The organism is Leptospira ainazelensis (assembly GCF_016918785.1).
Taxonomy (GTDB): Bacteria; Spirochaetota; Leptospiria; order Leptospirales; family Leptospiraceae; genus Leptospira; species Leptospira ainazelensis.
In genome coordinates this window covers 99874-116013 of sequence record NZ_JAFFPT010000060.1, presented here as the reverse complement: position 1 = coordinate 116013, position 16140 = coordinate 99874, and the positions used below count along the sequence as shown (strand labels likewise).

11 protein-coding genes are annotated in these 16140 nt (G+C 44.1%); 3 read left to right on the top strand and 8 right to left on the bottom strand.

The annotated features are described in order from the left end of the window. Positions 1-2 precede the first annotated feature (2 nt). From JWG44_RS13900 to JWG44_RS13885, 4 genes are all read right to left on the bottom strand, one after another. A complete protein-coding gene (locus tag JWG44_RS13900; RefSeq protein WP_205275607.1) occupies positions 3-776 on the bottom strand; it encodes a YARHG domain-containing protein in 774 nt (257 codons plus the stop codon). Between the two features lie 643 nt (positions 777-1419). Beyond that, complete coding sequence (locus JWG44_RS13895) at positions 1420-2550, bottom strand: alpha/beta fold hydrolase (protein WP_205275606.1); 1131 nt, start codon at positions 2548-2550, stop codon at positions 1420-1422. A gap of 261 nt (positions 2551-2811) precedes the next feature. Next, on the bottom strand, positions 2812-6189 hold the full coding sequence (locus tag JWG44_RS13890) for a methylmalonyl-CoA mutase family protein (RefSeq protein ID WP_205275605.1): 3378 nt from the start codon (positions 6187-6189) through the stop codon (positions 2812-2814). Positions 6190-6224: 35 nt separating this feature from the next. Beyond that, the gene (locus JWG44_RS13885; RefSeq protein WP_205275604.1) at positions 6225-7028 is read right to left on the bottom strand and encodes a lysophospholipid acyltransferase family protein; all 804 of its coding nucleotides are present in this window, start codon (positions 7026-7028) and stop codon (positions 6225-6227) included. A 222-nt stretch (positions 7029-7250) separates the two neighbouring features. On the opposite strand from JWG44_RS13885, the gene JWG44_RS13880 reads away from it, so the two are divergent. From JWG44_RS13880 to JWG44_RS13870, 3 genes are read left to right on the top strand one after another with little or no spacing between them, the layout of a single operon-like run. Further along, positions 7251-8213 (top strand): phosphatase PAP2 family protein, encoded by a 963-nt coding sequence (locus JWG44_RS13880; RefSeq protein WP_205275603.1) that lies wholly within the window; start codon positions 7251-7253, stop codon positions 8211-8213. Between the two features lies 1 nt (position 8214). After that, on the top strand, positions 8215-9501 hold the full coding sequence (locus JWG44_RS13875) for an oligosaccharide flippase family protein (RefSeq protein WP_205275602.1): 1287 nt from the start codon (positions 8215-8217) through the stop codon (positions 9499-9501). Between the two features lies 1 nt (position 9502). Beyond that, entirely contained in the window at positions 9503-11242 is a 1740-nt protein-coding gene (locus tag JWG44_RS13870) for a hypothetical protein (protein WP_205275601.1), read from the top strand. Here JWG44_RS13870 and JWG44_RS13865 read toward each other — a convergent pair. From JWG44_RS13865 to JWG44_RS13850, 4 genes are read right to left on the bottom strand one after another with little or no spacing between them, the layout of a single operon-like run. Then, the gene (locus JWG44_RS13865) at positions 11222-12136 is read right to left on the bottom strand and encodes an ATP-binding response regulator (RefSeq protein ID WP_205275600.1); all 915 of its coding nucleotides are present in this window, start codon (positions 12134-12136) and stop codon (positions 11222-11224) included. The two genes, JWG44_RS13870 and JWG44_RS13865, sit on opposite strands and share 21 nt — an antisense overlap. 55 nt (positions 12137-12191) lie before the next feature. Further along, positions 12192-13550, bottom strand: a complete 1359-nt coding sequence (locus JWG44_RS13860; RefSeq protein ID WP_205275599.1) for a PDZ domain-containing protein — start codon at positions 13548-13550, stop codon at positions 12192-12194. Continuing rightward, positions 13547-15010, bottom strand: a complete 1464-nt coding sequence (locus JWG44_RS13855; protein ID WP_205275598.1) for a S1C family serine protease — start codon at positions 15008-15010, stop codon at positions 13547-13549. Before JWG44_RS13855 ends, JWG44_RS13860 begins: the two co-directional genes overlap by 4 nt. After that, positions 15003-15893 (bottom strand): LIC11113 family protein, encoded by an 891-nt coding sequence (locus JWG44_RS13850; RefSeq protein ID WP_205275597.1) that lies wholly within the window; start codon positions 15891-15893, stop codon positions 15003-15005. Before JWG44_RS13850 ends, JWG44_RS13855 begins: the two co-directional genes overlap by 8 nt. Positions 15894-16140: the final 247 nt, after the last annotated feature.

Genomic DNA, 16140 nt, shown 5'->3' with positions numbered 1-16140 from the left:
AGTTAGTCGCTGTTGACTACAACTTCCTTTTCCACCTGTCCCATACTTTTAAAGTAGAATCGGGTGCTGAATAGACTTCCTTCTAAGTAGATATAAATCCATTCCGAAACATAACTTGTCTGAGGAACTGTCTGTAAAACCGAGAGAAGTCTGTCCTTTTCCAGGATATAGCGCGTGGAACAGATCTCCTGGTTGATCGAGTCCATAGAACATTCCAGAATTTTATAAAATTTTCCGTCCCGAGAAGGTGTGAGAGTATAATATTTTTTGAATTCGAGTTCGCCGCTTTTTGCCAGTCGGATCGAATCGAGTAATTTTTCTTCGTTCGGCTTGCCCGAAACGCGGATTCCGGTGATAAAGATTTCTTCGGAACGGTAGGGAATATTTTCTGTTCTTTTATCGATTTGATTCTGAACCGAATCATTTTTAAGAAAGGAACGTTCCACAGTTTCATAATATTCTAATTTAGAATCGTCCCAGGCGATTCCGTTGGATAAAAATTCGAGATATTTAAGGGCATATTCCCTTTCCATACGAACGTATTTTTCCGCGAGTATTTGGTCCTTTGGGGATAATTTTGCCGGCTTCGACCCAGGTCGATACCAGTCGAATTTTCTAAAATACGAATCCAGTTTTGTGTTTTTGAATTTTTGGCCTTGTTTGGCGAAAAGTTCGTTTCTTTTGAGAATGATTTCTTCGAGCGAGGAGTTTTCAGTCTCGGAAAACAGGGAAAAAGAAAAAAATAAAAGGAAAAAAAAGAAAAATGGGCGGTTCATAATCATGGTCCGTTGTTTCGACCTCTCGATTTTAAATCTTAGGTCTTTTAAAAATCCCTTCTCAAAAGATTTGAAAATCTTCTTTGATACGGGTTACTTTTACAACAAACCAAACGGCGGACGTTGTGCGGAATTGTTCCATTTTGGAAAGATATTTCCGTTTGTGAGACTTGAGTTTTGGAAACTAACCAAACCTCGTTACAGGACCCGAGGTTTGTTCGAATTTTTTAAGGTTCGTCCGATCGAATCGACCCGGAAGGGAAACATCCGGAATCAACTTTGAAAGCGAAGTTAGGACCGTTCTTCCAAAAGAATCTGGAAACGTTTCTTTTGGAAGAATCGATTGGAACGCGGCTTTAAAAAAAAGTTACACATCCATCCTTGCCATAAACTTACCCGCAAAGTGAGACCGAATCTTTCAAAGAATTTGTCGTAACAACGACGATCTTCTGTGAAAGTCGCGCGCCCCGCCCTGTTTTTGGGTGGAGGGGCGGGATGGTGGAAAACTCCGGGAGATTTTCCTATATCACAGAATCAATATTTTGCAAGTAAAAAGTCCCAGATGTAGGAACTCCTACAAAATTTTGATTGGAATCGCCCCGATTCGAAATCGCTTTTTTAACCTGTGGGTAAGGCTGCAAGTTCAAAACAAAGGAACCAACAGGCTTGGTTTGGAATACGGAGTTCCGTGTACCGCCTCAGGATCGGAAATCGTAATCACGTCCAAACCGGTTTTGAGATACTGAGCCAAACCCTGTAGTTCGGAATGACTGAAGAATGGGTCTTTGTCCAACCATACAACTTTGAGATTGAATCCGGCCCAGATATTCGGTGAAATTTGCAAACGAGGACGGGATTCCGTCGTTTCTCCCGATGGATCCAAACCGACTACGTTTGCACCTGCGGGATACGGCTCCAAATTATTCATGAGCGGAATTTCGCTTGGAGTAGGTGCTCCCGAAACGGGCACACCGTTGACTGAATATTTGGTACCCATAAAGAAATCGTTCGGGCTTTGTACGAAATATCCAAAGGCTAAGACCGGCGGATAGGGTTCGAATTCCACGACCTTTTGAACTTTATAATTCCATACCAGACTTTTTGCGGAATTCGGATCGCTCATGTCCGTATCTCCCGGATACCAAGGCAATGGAGACGGGATATCGCTTGCGATGAGAATCGTATTTTCGATTCCAAAACTGGAAAGAAGATTTCCACCCCAGCCCCGTGTAACGAATTGATTTTGAACGATCTGGATGACGAGCCCGCCTAAACTATGGCCAACGATCGTATGAATTTTTTTTCCCTCGGTCACCGTCATTTGAGATAACAAGGCACGAAGCGCATCGGCGTAGTGAATGAGAGTAAGATCGCTTGCATATTTCGGCAAAGCGGCGGAACCCTGACCCACGATGCTTTCCCCGTGTCCCGGTAAATCCAGTATATAAACGGTGTGAGCCTTAGACTGATTGATCAACTCTTTGGCAAGCGGTTCGTAGATCGTGCTGTTGTCGCCAAAACCGTGAACACACAAAACACTCTTGAGTTTTGGATCTAAGATGATCCCCGTTTTTTTGTATTTGATTACGTTTAATGAGTAGTGAGTTGTCTCCCCGGTATAAAAATTACGACCTATCACATCGTAAGTTAAAACCGTTCTTTCGTAGGCCGCGCTCACCGACTGAGTGACGAACAGAACGAACGTCACCAACATTGCAATTCCGGTTTTCCGAAATAGGAAACGGATCCTAGATTTGTCCCATCTTCTCTTCATGAATTTTCTCCAGTTCTAATTTGAATGAAGAAAACCCGACTCTATAGCTGATATATTTTTGAATCTTAGAAGCCGAATGTGATTTTAGTTTTCGGCTTTAGTCAATAAAAAAATCAAAAAAGTCAAAATTAGTTCAAAAAAAGTAAAATCGAAATAGAAATAACACTCGTTAGACTCTATTTTTGGAGAATTCAAATTCACGGTTTTCGGTTCTATTTATTCCGATTTGGAATAAATATTCTAAATTTAGAATGTGATTTCTTACATACTTCTGCGATACTGACCGCCGACCTCATAGAGAGAATGGGTCATCTGTCCAAGAGAGGCTACTTTGGAAGTTTCCATCAACTCTTGAAAGATATTCCCGTTTGTGAGACTCGTTTTTTTCAGTTGTTCCAAACGGGACTCGCTTACCGATTCGTTTCTTTTTTGAAATTCTCGGAGCGCCTTGATCTGGTCCTGCTTTTCTGCGTCGGTCGAACGGATCACTTCTTCGGGAATGATCGTAGGAGATCCTTCCTTGCTCAAGAACGTGTTTACTCCGATGACCGGGAATTCTCCGTTGTGCTTTAGAGATTCGTAATAAAGAGATTCTTCTTGGATCTTGTTTCTCTGATACATCATCTCCATCGCTCCGAGAACACCGCCTCGTTCGGAGATTCTATGGAATTCTTCCAGGATCGCTTGTTCGACCAAGTCGGTCAGCTCTTCAATGATAAAGGCTCCCTGTCCCGGATTTTCGTTTTTGGCGAGTCCGAGCTCCCGGTTGATGATGAGCTGGATCGCCATCGCTCTTCGTACGGATTCTTCGGTCGGAGTTGTGATCGCCTCGTCGTATGCGTTCGTATGCAATGAATTACAATTGTCGAAGATGGCGTATAACGCCTGTAATGTGGTTCGGATATCGTTGAATGCGATCTCCTGCGCGTGTAAGGAACGGCCCGAGGTTTGGATATGATACTTTAGCATCGAAGAACGTTCGTTGGCTCCGTATTTGTATTTCATAGCCTTGGCCCAGATTCTTCTCGCTACGCGGCCGATGACCGCGTATTCGGGATCGATTCCGTTGGAAAAAAAGAAGGACAAGTTCGGTGCAAAGTCGTCGATCCTCATTCCCCTGCTTAAAAAATATTCCACATACGTTAATCCGTTTGCAAGAGTGAACGCGACCTGTGTGATCGGATTGGCTCCGGCTTCCGCGATATGATAACCCGAGATTGAAACCGAATAAAAATTTCTCACCTGTTTTGTGATAAAGAATTCCTGAATGTCTCCCATCATCTTTAGAGCGAATTCGGTCGAGAAGATACAGGTATTCTGAGCCTGGTCCTCTTTGAGAATGTCAGCTTGGACCGTTCCTCGGACGACTTTTAGAGTTTCTTCTTTGATCTTCTCATAAACATCTTTTTCCAAAACCTGATCCCCGGTGACGCCGAGAAGCATCAGACCAAGTCCGTCGTTTCCTTCGGGAATCGCGGCGTTGTATTTTGGAACGGGAAGATTTTTTTCTTTGTAGATCGTTTCTGTCTTCTTACGAACCTCAGTTTCGATTCCTTGGGCATGGATGTATTTTTCGCAGGCTTGATCGATAGCCGCGTTCATAAAAAACGCAAGAACCATCGGAGCGGGTCCGTTGATCGTCATCGATACCGAAGTAGTAGGGTTGCAGAGATCAAAACCGGAATAGAGTTTTTTGGCGTCGTCCAAGGTTGCGATGCTTACGCCCGAGTTTCCGATCTTTCCGTAGATATCCGGTCTTTCTCCGGGATCTTCTCCGTAAAGAGTCACCGAATCGAATGCGGTGGAAAGACGTTGTGCGGGCATTCCGACGCTTACATAATGAAAACGTGAATTGGTTCTTTCGGGACCGCCTTCGCCCGCGAACATACGAGTAGGATCCTCTCCGGTTCTTTTAAAAGGAAACACTCCCGCGGTGTAAGGAAATTCTCCGGGAAAGTTTTCCTGGAAAGACCAGCGAACGATCTCTCCCCAGTCCTTGAACTTCGGAGTCGCGACCTTCGGAATTTTTAAATGACTCAAGGATTCCGTCGTGTTTGCAACCCGGATTTCCTTGTCCCTGACCTTGTAAGTAAAACTTTCACCCTGGTAGTTTTTGAGTTTGGATTCCCAGGTCGCGAGAATCTGTTTTGCATCCGCGCTCAGAGAACTTTCAATTTTAGAATATTCTAATTCTATAATTTTCGTATCTTGACCGGAGGATTTTAGAACTTCCTGCGCGCCCGCGAGTTGAAAAAGTTTTCTGGCTTTTGCGGATTCTTTTTCGGTCATCTGGTCGTAGCGGTTGCATTCTTCGCGGATTTCGGCGAGATAACGGACTCGGTCCGGAGGAATGATAAAGATTTTTTCGCTCATCCCGGCTTCCTTTCCGTAAGAACTCGTCCAGCCGAGTTCCAATTTTTCGGAAACCGCGTGGATTACGTTGTTATAAAGGCCGTTTGTTCCCGGATCGTTGAACTGAGAAGCGATGGTTCCGAAGACGGGCATGGAATCTACGTTTTCCAAAAACAACTGTCTGGATCTCTGGTATTGCTTTTTCACGTCTCGGAGCGCGTCGAGCGCCCCTCGTTTGTCGAACTTGTTGATCGCGATTAAGTCCGCGTAGTCGATCATATCGATCTTTTCGAGTTGGGTAGCCGCTCCGTATTCGGGAGTCATTACGTAAAGGGAAACGTCCGCGACTTCGGTGATTTCGGAATCGCTCTGGCCGATTCCCGCGGTTTCGACGACGATTAGATCGAAACCCGCGCTTTTTAAAACCTCGATACTTCGCTTAACGTTTTTGTTAAGCGCAATGTTTGCCTCTCTCGTCGCGAAGGATCTCATATAAACCCTTTCGTGGGAAATCGAATTCATACGGATTCTATCGCCGAGAAGGGCCCCTCCGGTTTTTCTTTTGGAAGGATCGACTGAAAGAATCGCGATCGTTTTATCCGGAAAATCGATTAAAAATCTTCGAACCAATTCGTCGGTGAGAGAAGACTTACCTGCGCCTCCGGTTCCCGTGATTCCGAGGATCGGAACTTTTTTTGAGGAGGGAGGAAACTGAAGTTTTTCGGTAAGGGCCGACTTTTCCGATTCTTCTCTTTCAAACGTGTTTTCGACGAGTGTGATCGTTTGTGCGATCGCCAACGGATTTTTTTCTCTGAGAGAAGCGTGTAGGGTTCCGTTAAAACTCAGAGGGGGAATAAAGTCCGACTTGGAGATCAGGTCGTTGATCATTCCCTGAAGTCCGAGTTCTCTTCCGTCGTCCGGAGAATAGATTCTTGTAACTCCGTAGGCTTCGAGTTCTTTGATCTCGGATGGAAGAATCGTTCCGCCTCCGCCTCCGAATACTTTGATATGACCCGCGCCTTTTTCTTTCAAAAGGTCTATCATATATTTGAAATATTCTACGTGACCTCCTTGGTAACTCGTGATCGCGATTCCCTGTGCGTCTTCTTGGATCGCACATTCCACGATCTCTTTTACGGAACGGTTGTGGCCGAGATGAATGACTTCCACTCCGGAGGCTTGTAGAATTCTCCTCATGATATTGATCGACGCGTCGTGTCCGTCGAAGAGGGAGGCCGCCGTGATAAAACGGACCTTGTGTTTGGGAGTGTAGACTTGTGTTTCCATATTGATTCTTCTATAATAGATTCAAAAAATTGAATTTAGCTTTCCGGAGAATCGATGAGTTTTCTCACACGATTCTCCAATTCTTCCGTAACCATTTTTGCGGCTTTTTTCAAAGGTTCTTTTGGAAACTGATCCGGGTAGATCGGTTTTCCGATATTGTAAGTGATTTTGGAACCGAAAGCTTTTCCGGTCAGAAAGGATTCCGGTTTCATCATTCTCCAGGCTCCGTTGATCCCGCTCGGAATGATCGGAACTCCGGCGCGGATCGCGAGTTTTGCGGACAAGGCCTTGAAGGATCCGGGCTCCACGTTTTCGACTCTGGTTCCCTGCGGATAGACCGAAATGAGTTCTCCTTTTTGAATCAGCTCCACCATATAATTTTCCAGATTTTCATAATAGGCCGCCGCCGACTTTGCGTCCTTTACGTTATGCGCTCTTAGGATGGGATGGCCTCCCCAGTGCATCAATTGTTTTCCTTGAAGACCGCCGAGGGCGTTGAGGGCCGTGACCAGAGTTTGTTTCATCAGACTTAAAGGAAAGGTATTGAGGGGAGAATCGGGATTGTTGAGAAGTTCGAGGACGGTTTCCTGAGGATGAAACAATTCGTATTTTCCGAGATAAATCACTTTTCTTAAAACCGACGTACCTTGTACGATTACATCCAGGTTGTCCGTGTGATTCGAAATGAGAACGGCGCCTCCGGTTGGGGGAACGTTTTCAAGACCGGTAACTTCCACCGAATAAACGAGGTTGAGAAGGGTTCTGAGAAATTGTTTTACGGGTTCTCTGGGGATGAGGAAAAGGCTTTCAAGAAGATCGGATTCTGTTTGGGTTTCCATGCAAGGTCTGCTTTTCGAACAAGTGTTCAATAAATATTGGATTTAGAATTCATTGTATGGAAAGGAATCGAATCCATCAAGTTGGATTTTTTGAAAGCGACTTGAACTTTGTGTAGTTTTCCGAGAATACACTTTGAATTGTCCAAAGGGAAAGATCGTAAAAAAAAATCCGAATTCGGAACCGGCTTTGGAAAAAAAATACGTTAGGAGAAAGGTGAAAATATGAGTTGGTTTCAGGACTCTTTTTGGTTTGGGAATGGTTTTTTAGAAACGTTACGAGGAACTTCTCTGAACGCGAGTTTGTTGGGTTGGGTGAGTCTTTTGTTTCATCATCTCGGAGGAAATCTATTTTTTATGATTCTTCTTTCGAGCGTTTATATTTTTTGGAATCGCAAACTCGGGATTCGACTTGGAGTCGGACTTCTTACTTCCGGAATCGTAAACGGATTGGCAAAGGCTTTTTTTGAAAGTCCGAGACCTTTTCTTGCGTGGATGGGGCCGGCAAGTTTGACAGAATTCGCATACGGATTTCCATCGGGTCACGTGCAGACGTCGGTTGTGATCTGGGGACTCATTCTTCTCAATACAAAATCAAGACCGCTTCAGTTGGTAGCGGGGATCATCATTCTTCTGATGCCGTTTTCGAGGATGTATGCGGGAGTTCATTTTCCCGGAGACGTACTCGGGGGATTTGTTTTAGGACTTCTTGGACTTCTTTTTGTACAACTTTTGTTCCGTTTTGTTCCGGAGCTCGAAGCGCCGCATCCGTTTCCGGGACAGAATCTTTCCAACACAAAAACGCTTTCTTTGATCTTCGTAGTTGCGACTCTTCCCTCGGTGCTTTTGTATTCGGAAAACAACGGAATCGAAAAAGCGAAATCCTACGAGCAGGTGATTTCGGCTTGTGGAGCGCTCGCAGGATTTGCGATCGGAATTCTGATATCCAAGTATCATTCCTTGGATTGGAAACCGATGAAGACTCTCGATGAAACCGCAAAAAGGGTGGGGATCTTGATCGCCGGAGTATTGTTGTTTTACTTTCTTCCGGGTTATCTTGTTCAAAAGCTCTTTCCAGAAAATCCGGTTGCAAGATACCTAAGGTACGGGATCGTTAGCAGTTATATCGGTTTTTTCTCGGTTTATCTATTGTCGTTTTGGAGAGAGAAAACAGATTTCAAAAAATAGAATGTTAAAACTTTCAGGGAAGGTGAAAAAAGTTTCGAACCTCGTGGTTCAATTTCGGAAATCCGGAATGTTCAAATCTTCCCTGTTTGTAAGTATCTCAAAAGCGATCTCTTCTTTGCTCAATCTTGTGTTTATGGTCTACTCCGTAAACATACTCACAAAAAGTGAAAACGGACTTTTTCAATACTACGCCGGATTTTTGCCGGTGCTTCTTGCGATCGCGGAATTCGGACTTCCCGCCGCGCTCGTAAAATTTTTAGCTCCTGTCACGGGAGACAAACAAAAGATCGGGGTTTTATTGTCCTCCTCGATGTGGATCAAGTTGGGAGCGCTTGGAGCTCTGGCTTTGATCAGTCTGATCGGCGCCGTACTTTTGAGAGAAAGTTCGATCGTGGTCGCTCTTCTTGTATTGGGGAGTTTTGTTCTCTCTTTTAATTCCTTTTTTGAAAGTATCTTTATCTGTTTTGGAAATTATATTTCTTTGTCGTTTTGGAATCCGTTACCCAATCTGGTGCGGCTTCTTGTGTTGTATGCGGCCGATCATCTTTCCAAAAAAGCGCTCGGACATCTGGACATTCTCGCGATTTTTACGGCGTCTCCGCTTTTTGTATTGGTCTTATTCTTTTTTGTATTTCCGAGAAATCAACTCTACTGGAGCGGCGCAAAAGACCAGGTCAAGGAAATGACGTCGACGCTGACTTCGTTTAACGGATATGCGTTTTTGGCTTCGATATTCGCGATGATTTCGGATCGGATGGAGATCTTCTTTTTGAAGTGGTATCATTCCCAGGAGTCCGCGGCCGTATACGGAACCGCCTTACAATTGTTCAGCGGGTTTGTGATCTTATTTTCGGTGATCAATTCGTTGATCTATCCAAAACTATCCAGACTTGTGGAATCCGAGGAATTTCCGAAATTTCTCTGGAAGTCGATGCTTCTCGCGGTGGGAATGGCGGTTTTATTGTCGCCGGGATTTTTTCTCGCGGAATGGATCTTAAATCTATTGTTTCGCGGAAAATACGCGGATTCGATCGGCGTATTTCAGATACTTTATCCGAACTATATGTTACAACTCGTGTTTTCACCCTTGGGAATCGCGTTATTCGCGCTTGGACAACCTCGGATGCTCGCGTTTTTGGCGTTGTTACGATTGGTCTGCGGACTCGTGCTTGCGAACGTATTGATTCCGGAATACGGACCGACGGGAGCGGCGTCTTCTTACTTTTTGGGTCAGATCGTATCCTGGCTCATCCTGACCGGATACTTCCTTGCATTTTTCCGAAGATGAAATGGAAAATTTACGAAAAGGAAAGGCGCCGGGCGGTTCCGCTGCGCGGACCGGGCTCTCCGCTACAGTCAATAAATTCAAAAATTCTAAATTACAAAAACTGAATTTAACAACCAATTTATTGACTCCGCGTCGATCCCTACCGCAGGATCGAAACAAAAAAACGATCTCGCAAAAACTCGTATTACTGATTTGGATCGTATTTCCGATTTTAACGATCAACGCGGAATCCTTTCCGGAATATCGGCTGGACGATCTTCTGTTATTACAGGATGGAAAAAGAGATCTCAAAGGAAAGGGAAGATTTTCGTTTCCAAAAAAAGAAATTCAGGATTCTAAAACGGCGGAGACGTTTTCCGAAACGGAAATGATAGCAGGGACGAATGGGAAAACGATCCAGGAAGGCCTGCAAGGCAACGAAGCGCGTTCCAATTCGGGAGATTCTTCCATGAAAAAACGAAATCCCGCCAAACCCGATTCTTCTTTTTATCTCAACACAACCTTGCTCTACAGAGGACTGACTCAAAACGGAGGCAAACGGGAAGAACAAGCAGATAGAAGTTTTTCCAGAGGGATCGTAAGTCCCGAGTTCGGATGGGCGCAGAAGGGAAATCGATTTTATCAACAGATTCTAATCTCGCCCTTTTTGGAATACGAAGAGAGTATCATCGGAACCAAAACGGTAACGAGGGGCGCCGACGGAGAACTTTTATATCTGAGCGGATGGGAAACTCCGGAATGGAGAATCGGAGTCGAAGCGGGAAGGGGATATCAGAGACTCGATCGAAACGGATTTCTTTTTGCGGGATTTTTAAACTATGGAGAATTTTCAGTCCAATGGAAACCGATCGGACTTTCTTTTTCGGCGCTCGGGGCTCAGATGCAAAATTCGAATTTGTATTCCGAAAAAAATCGCGACGAATCGCCCCGCAGAATTTCCGGAGGAAGTTTTTCCCTCTCCGAAAAAATGGGACTTGAGAATTTTAGAATATTCTACTATATCTATCAAGAGTCCAGACAAGAAGCGCTCAAAGGGGATTTGTTTTTGAAAGAGAGTCCGCTTCGTCCTTACGGTCGATATCAATACTATGGATTCGAATTTTCCACCGCGAAAATCAGGAACTTGAGTCTGGATCTGGACGGAATCGTCGTGAGCGGTTCGCGGGAATACGGATTAAACGCGTTTCAGAGTTACGGGACGTCTCAAACGACGTTTGGAAATCTATTCGGATCCAAGTTGAACTGGGAAAGACCCGAGGCTACATACTTTCTTGGAGGTCTTTATACGTCCAAGGATCCGAATCTGAAAACCGATTCGGACTCGAACGGATTTTCCGGAATTCGAACGGACGCGAGAGGATACGGAGGAAAAACCTCCTTTCTTTTGATGCAAAGTCTTCTTCTCCAAGAGGGAACCGTTTTTAAAGAGGACGGAACTTCTTCCCGACCAAACTACGAAAACAAAGGAATTCAGCTTTTCCAAGCGGGGGTTCGTAAAACCTGGGACAAACGATGGACCGCGCAGGGGACGATTCTTACCTCTTCTTCTCCGATGGGAAGAGGCTGGGAAGGAATCGGGACGGCGGGATTTCAATCAGAATATTCTTATATTCTTATGAGCTTTTCCTATACGATCGTGGATCCTCAAAGACAAGAGAAGATTTTTTTCGACGAGTGGACAAAAAAAGCCGAGAAGAAGGAATATTCCAGGATCTATCTTTCAGCCGGTGTTTACTTTTGATTGGGCTTCCACCGCTTTTTTTAGGGTTTTGCTAAACCGAACTTCGTTTCCGATCTCGTTGTAGATCAGTTCGTCCACGTTCATTCTTACCAAAAAAATTCCCCTACCGGAAAGATGACTTGCGTTCGGGTCCGTAACCGGATCGGGAACTTTTGAAGGATCAAAACCGGCGCCGTGGTCCTTTAGCAAAACGTAAATTTTCTGATTTTCAAAACTGATTTCCAATTGTACGACCTCGTTCAGAGCGTCGCAGATCTTATCCACGTGATCGAAATAGTTTACGTCCGAAGAGAGGAGTTTGGATTTTTTTTCATAGTTGATCCCTGCGGAACCGTGTTCGATCGAGTTTCCGAGGAGTTCATACAACGCGAGTTTGATCGCGAGAATATCGTCGGTATGAATTCCAGGAATCAGGGAAATAGAACGCATGACAAGATTCACGTATTGATTTAGATTCTTAAGACTGGGTTTGATTGCGAATTGCTGTTTGGATTCGGTAAGTTGAAAATGATTTTTGCTGATCAACTCCTGACTGGAAATAAAAAGATTTTCGAACTTCTGGAGGGAATGACGGATCGCGTCCATTCGAAAGGGTTTGATAAAAAAATCCACGGCCCCGAGACGAAGCGCACGGATAGAAACGTCGATGTCCTGATTACCGGTGATCACGATAAAGGGAGTTTCCACTCCCATGTCTCGGAGTCTGGAAACAAAGTCGATTCCGCTCATTTTAGGAAGTCGAACGTCGGTCACGATCAAATCAAACGTATGATTTTTGCAGATTTCGAGGGCTTCTTCGGCGGTTCCCGTCAAAGTAAGATCATGCAAGGAACCGAATATTTCTCGGAATAAATCTCGAATAACTTCTTCGTCGTCTAAGAATAGGATTCGCATTGGATCATTCCGGAATCAAAAATTACATTTTTGAAATAGATCCGTCAAGATATTATCAGTCTAAATTGTCGAGTTTGTCCAGATTATAGTTTGAAAGAATCTTCTGATTTAGGGATCGTAATTGTTCTTTTTGAAACGTCGCGATCCGATTTCCTGAAAAACGGAAAACGATATACTCGTCTTGGTTTTCCCTTAAGATTTCCTTTAAGTCCGCCAAAGAACGAACACGTTTGTCGTTTGCGGATTCTAAGATTTGGTCTTGAAAATCGTGAAATCCCTGGTTTTCCGCGTCGGGAAAAACCCGGCTGATAAAGACGAGGCGGTTTTTTTCGGGATGGGACTTTTTGTTATAGGATTCGTAGAGATAAAGAAGTTTTTTATCGGAGTTTTCTCTGTATTTATCTCCGGATTCTTTCAGATACGCTCCGGTGAGTTCCGTAAAAAAGAGACCTCCTGCGATGAGATAAGAAGGAGGTTTGTTTCCCGATTTGGAAGGAATAAAAAAGAATTCTTCCGAATACGGTTTTAAGTGATACGAGATTTCTCTTTTTTTTCCGGAGCGGAAAATTCCGAGGGTGATTTGTGTTCCCGGCTGAGAATGGTGATGATTTCGGGAAAGAATTCTAGAATAGATTTCCTGACGGCTCGGAGGAGAGGAAAATCCCTGACCGTTGATGCTGTAGATAGCGTCTCCTGGAAATAAATTGTGAACCGGACCGATTCCGGGAAGAACTTCCGAAACCACAATTCCGTAAGAAGAATCCGGAAAGTAGAATTTTTTTTCCGGAACCGTAAGGGCGTCGTCAAAGTAAAATCCCGGATGTGTGATCGGGTTGCTCGAAGGGCTGTGGAGAAAATAACTCAAATACTCGGCGGGGACGTTCCATCTTCCGTCCGAATAACCGCAGATTCCATTTTTAGAATATAAGAATTTTCTTTCACTCGATTCTTCCTTTTGGTGTTTGCTCATCCGAAGGATCGAGTTGGAAAAGTCAGGATTGGCCCATTCCAGCTTTGGAAAAAAATGGGAACAACCCGATTGGTTTGCACCCGCGAAATGAACCCGTCTTTTTTCGGAGAACTTGCCGCGGTGGGAAAAAAGAGCGAGCCCTGTTTCCGGATCGTGTTTGAAAATATACAAACGAGTCCCCGGTTTTGTTTCCGGATTCATTTCGGAAAAAAGAGGAAGTTCCCCCGGAGGAAGTAACGCGAGAATAAAATCCGGATTCGCTATGATCGCGGGAACCTTTTTCTCGTAATGCGAACCTTTTTGCCAAGGGTTCTGATGCGAAAACTTGCGAAAGTGAACGAGAATCGTCTCCGCGCGTAAGGAATCGGAAAGTAAAAAAGCTAAAAGAAGAACCGACAAAATTCTAAAACGAAGAAGGTTGGATAAGAACTGAAACAAAATCATTCGTCCGCCTCCGCGTCGAAGCGTTTTTTAATCCGAACGTTGATCTTATCGATCGTTTCCTGATCGAGAACGACTGGAAGATTGATACCTCTAAACTTTAGGCTGATTGTTCCTCCGTAGAATTTTTTCCAGAGCGATTTAAAATCCTCCAGACTCGAAGGAGTGCGATCGTTGATGGATTCCAAAATTTTATAACGATAACCCGCGTATTTTGAATTGAGAGGGTCCGGATAAACTCCCGAAAGAATGATATCGCGGTCCGTGAATCGATAAAGTTCGTCTTGGATATAATAACTGTAGTGATAACGAAGGGAACTTTCCAGACGTTTGGAATCTCCTCCCGCCAAAGCGCGGTTTACCGGTTGAAACAAAAAACCGCCGGAAAGAAAACTTGTTCCGCTTCCCTGTTGTCTGTAAAGATCCAAAGAAGGAACTTGTTTGAGAGTACCTTCCACTTTGTAGTTTTTTCCGTTTCGATAAAAGAAAATTTTCACAGGATCGCCGATAAACTTGTTCTCGATCATCTCTCCGATAAAAATCCCGCTCGGATCCAAAATCCCGCCTTCGTCGTTGAGATAGGCCTCGTCGATTTTATACACGAAGTCTTCCGGTTTTAAAAGATCCGAAAAGGAAGAATCCGGATAAACGGTATTGATCAAAATTCCGTTCAAACCTTCCGGAATTTTAAGATAACTTTTTAAGGAGGCGGAATAACCGCTTTGAAAGCTAAAACCGGGAAAAGGAAATCCGTGATAGGTTTCGTCTTCGACGTCCTTTAGAAAATGATTGATGACTTCCGGTGGAATCAAATACGCAACGTTTCCCTGCGACTGACTGACCTGGAAGGTAACTCCTGAGACTTTGCCGTTTTGGATCGCGGGACCGCCGGAATAACCGGGAACGATGTTTGCGTTGACTCGAATCGCTTTTCTGTAATCCAAACCCGTAAACGAATAACGGACCCTTTCCACCCGGGAAACATTCCCGTTTTCTAATGTGATATTGTCGTCTCCGCCTGGATAACCGAGGATCAGAAGATTACTCCCTAGAGCCGGCGAGGATTCCGCTATTTCCAAGGGTTCGATTCCGTTGAAAAATTCCTCTTCCTCAACTTTTAAAATGGCGAGGTCGCAGTCAAAGCCGACGTATTGAACGCGCGCTTTGAAAAATTGACTGGAATTAAAATGTTTTACTTTGAGATAACTCGAGTTGGAAACCACGTGAGCGTTGGTAAGAATTCGATTTCCCGCGATGATCATTCCGGTTCCTGCGTCCCGGTTGATCGATTTTTCGGAATAACCCGACTGTTCTTCCTTTTCCGAAAACGTATCGCTTCGGATAATTACTACGCCGTCGAGCAGGGCCTTTAGATCCGCCGAGTTTCCGTTTTGAGCGGAAAGGGAGGAACCCAAAACGATACTTAAGAAAAGTAGAATATTCTGAAATGTCTTTTTATTCATTGTAGATTTCCGCGTCTTGCCAGACGATTTTATCCGGTTCGATGGAATGGATTTTCAATTTGCCGAGATATTTCGCGCCTTCCTGAATCTGATCGGTGTCCTTATCATCCAGACGGATTTTTCCCAAAAAGTCCGATTTGATACGGATAAAAGAATACGGAGAGGAAGGAATACAACTCACCTGAAACGAATAATAAGTGGCCTTGTCCCAATAAAAATCGGAATCCTTTTTTAAAAAGATCAGAGGACAAGAAGAATCGAAAAAAATTTCTTTTCCCGAATTGAGGCTTCTTCTCGCGGGATGTTTGGCGATGCTCAAAAAATACTGAAGACCGAAATTGTCCTTTGGATCTTTTTGAGGGCGAGGTTTATCGAAAGCGGCGTCCTTGTTCGGTTTTTTTTTCGGATCCCAAGAGGAATGTTCCTCCACACCGAGGTCGTAGGAAGGTTTTACTTCGAGATAGACCTTCTTTCCGATTTTTAAAACTTCGCCGAGGGCGATTCTTTCCGGATTGTTTTTCCAAGAACTCCACTTCGAACCTAGATAGATAAAACCTGAAAATTTTTCTTCCTTACAACTGTAAGTGAGATAAATCACTTTTTCAAAACGACCGGATTCTTCAAAGACACAAGGTGTTACGGGAACGGAGCCGTGTTTTTTTTGAAAGGATCGGGCTGCGGACTCGGAAGGACTTTTTTGAAATTCTCTGAGGAAGGATTTGAATTCTTCCTGCGCGCTGCGGGAAGGATTCGGTTCTGCGGGAATGTTTCCCGAACTCAGGATGAGGAAAAGGAGAGTCCAGACAAAGAAGAAACGTTTCCTCCGAAACTTTTTCGGAGAATCGGATCTCAAAATACGGTCTTTCCTGAATTCTCTTATCATTGTTAAGAATATCGGTCTTTGCTCCCCCCGATATTAAATCCTCTCGAACAAAGAGATCGCAGGAATCACTTTGCGATTTGTTTTTTAGCAAGGAATTCTAAGATTCTTCCAAATTGAAGTTTTCCGGAACTCGAGAGGCCGATGATTTTTATTTTATTCTTATGTCCCAAAATTCTCATCTTTTTTAAAAAAAAGTACATCGGAAATCTCAGGCTAAAAATAATGGTTAAATCCAAAGAATAAGACT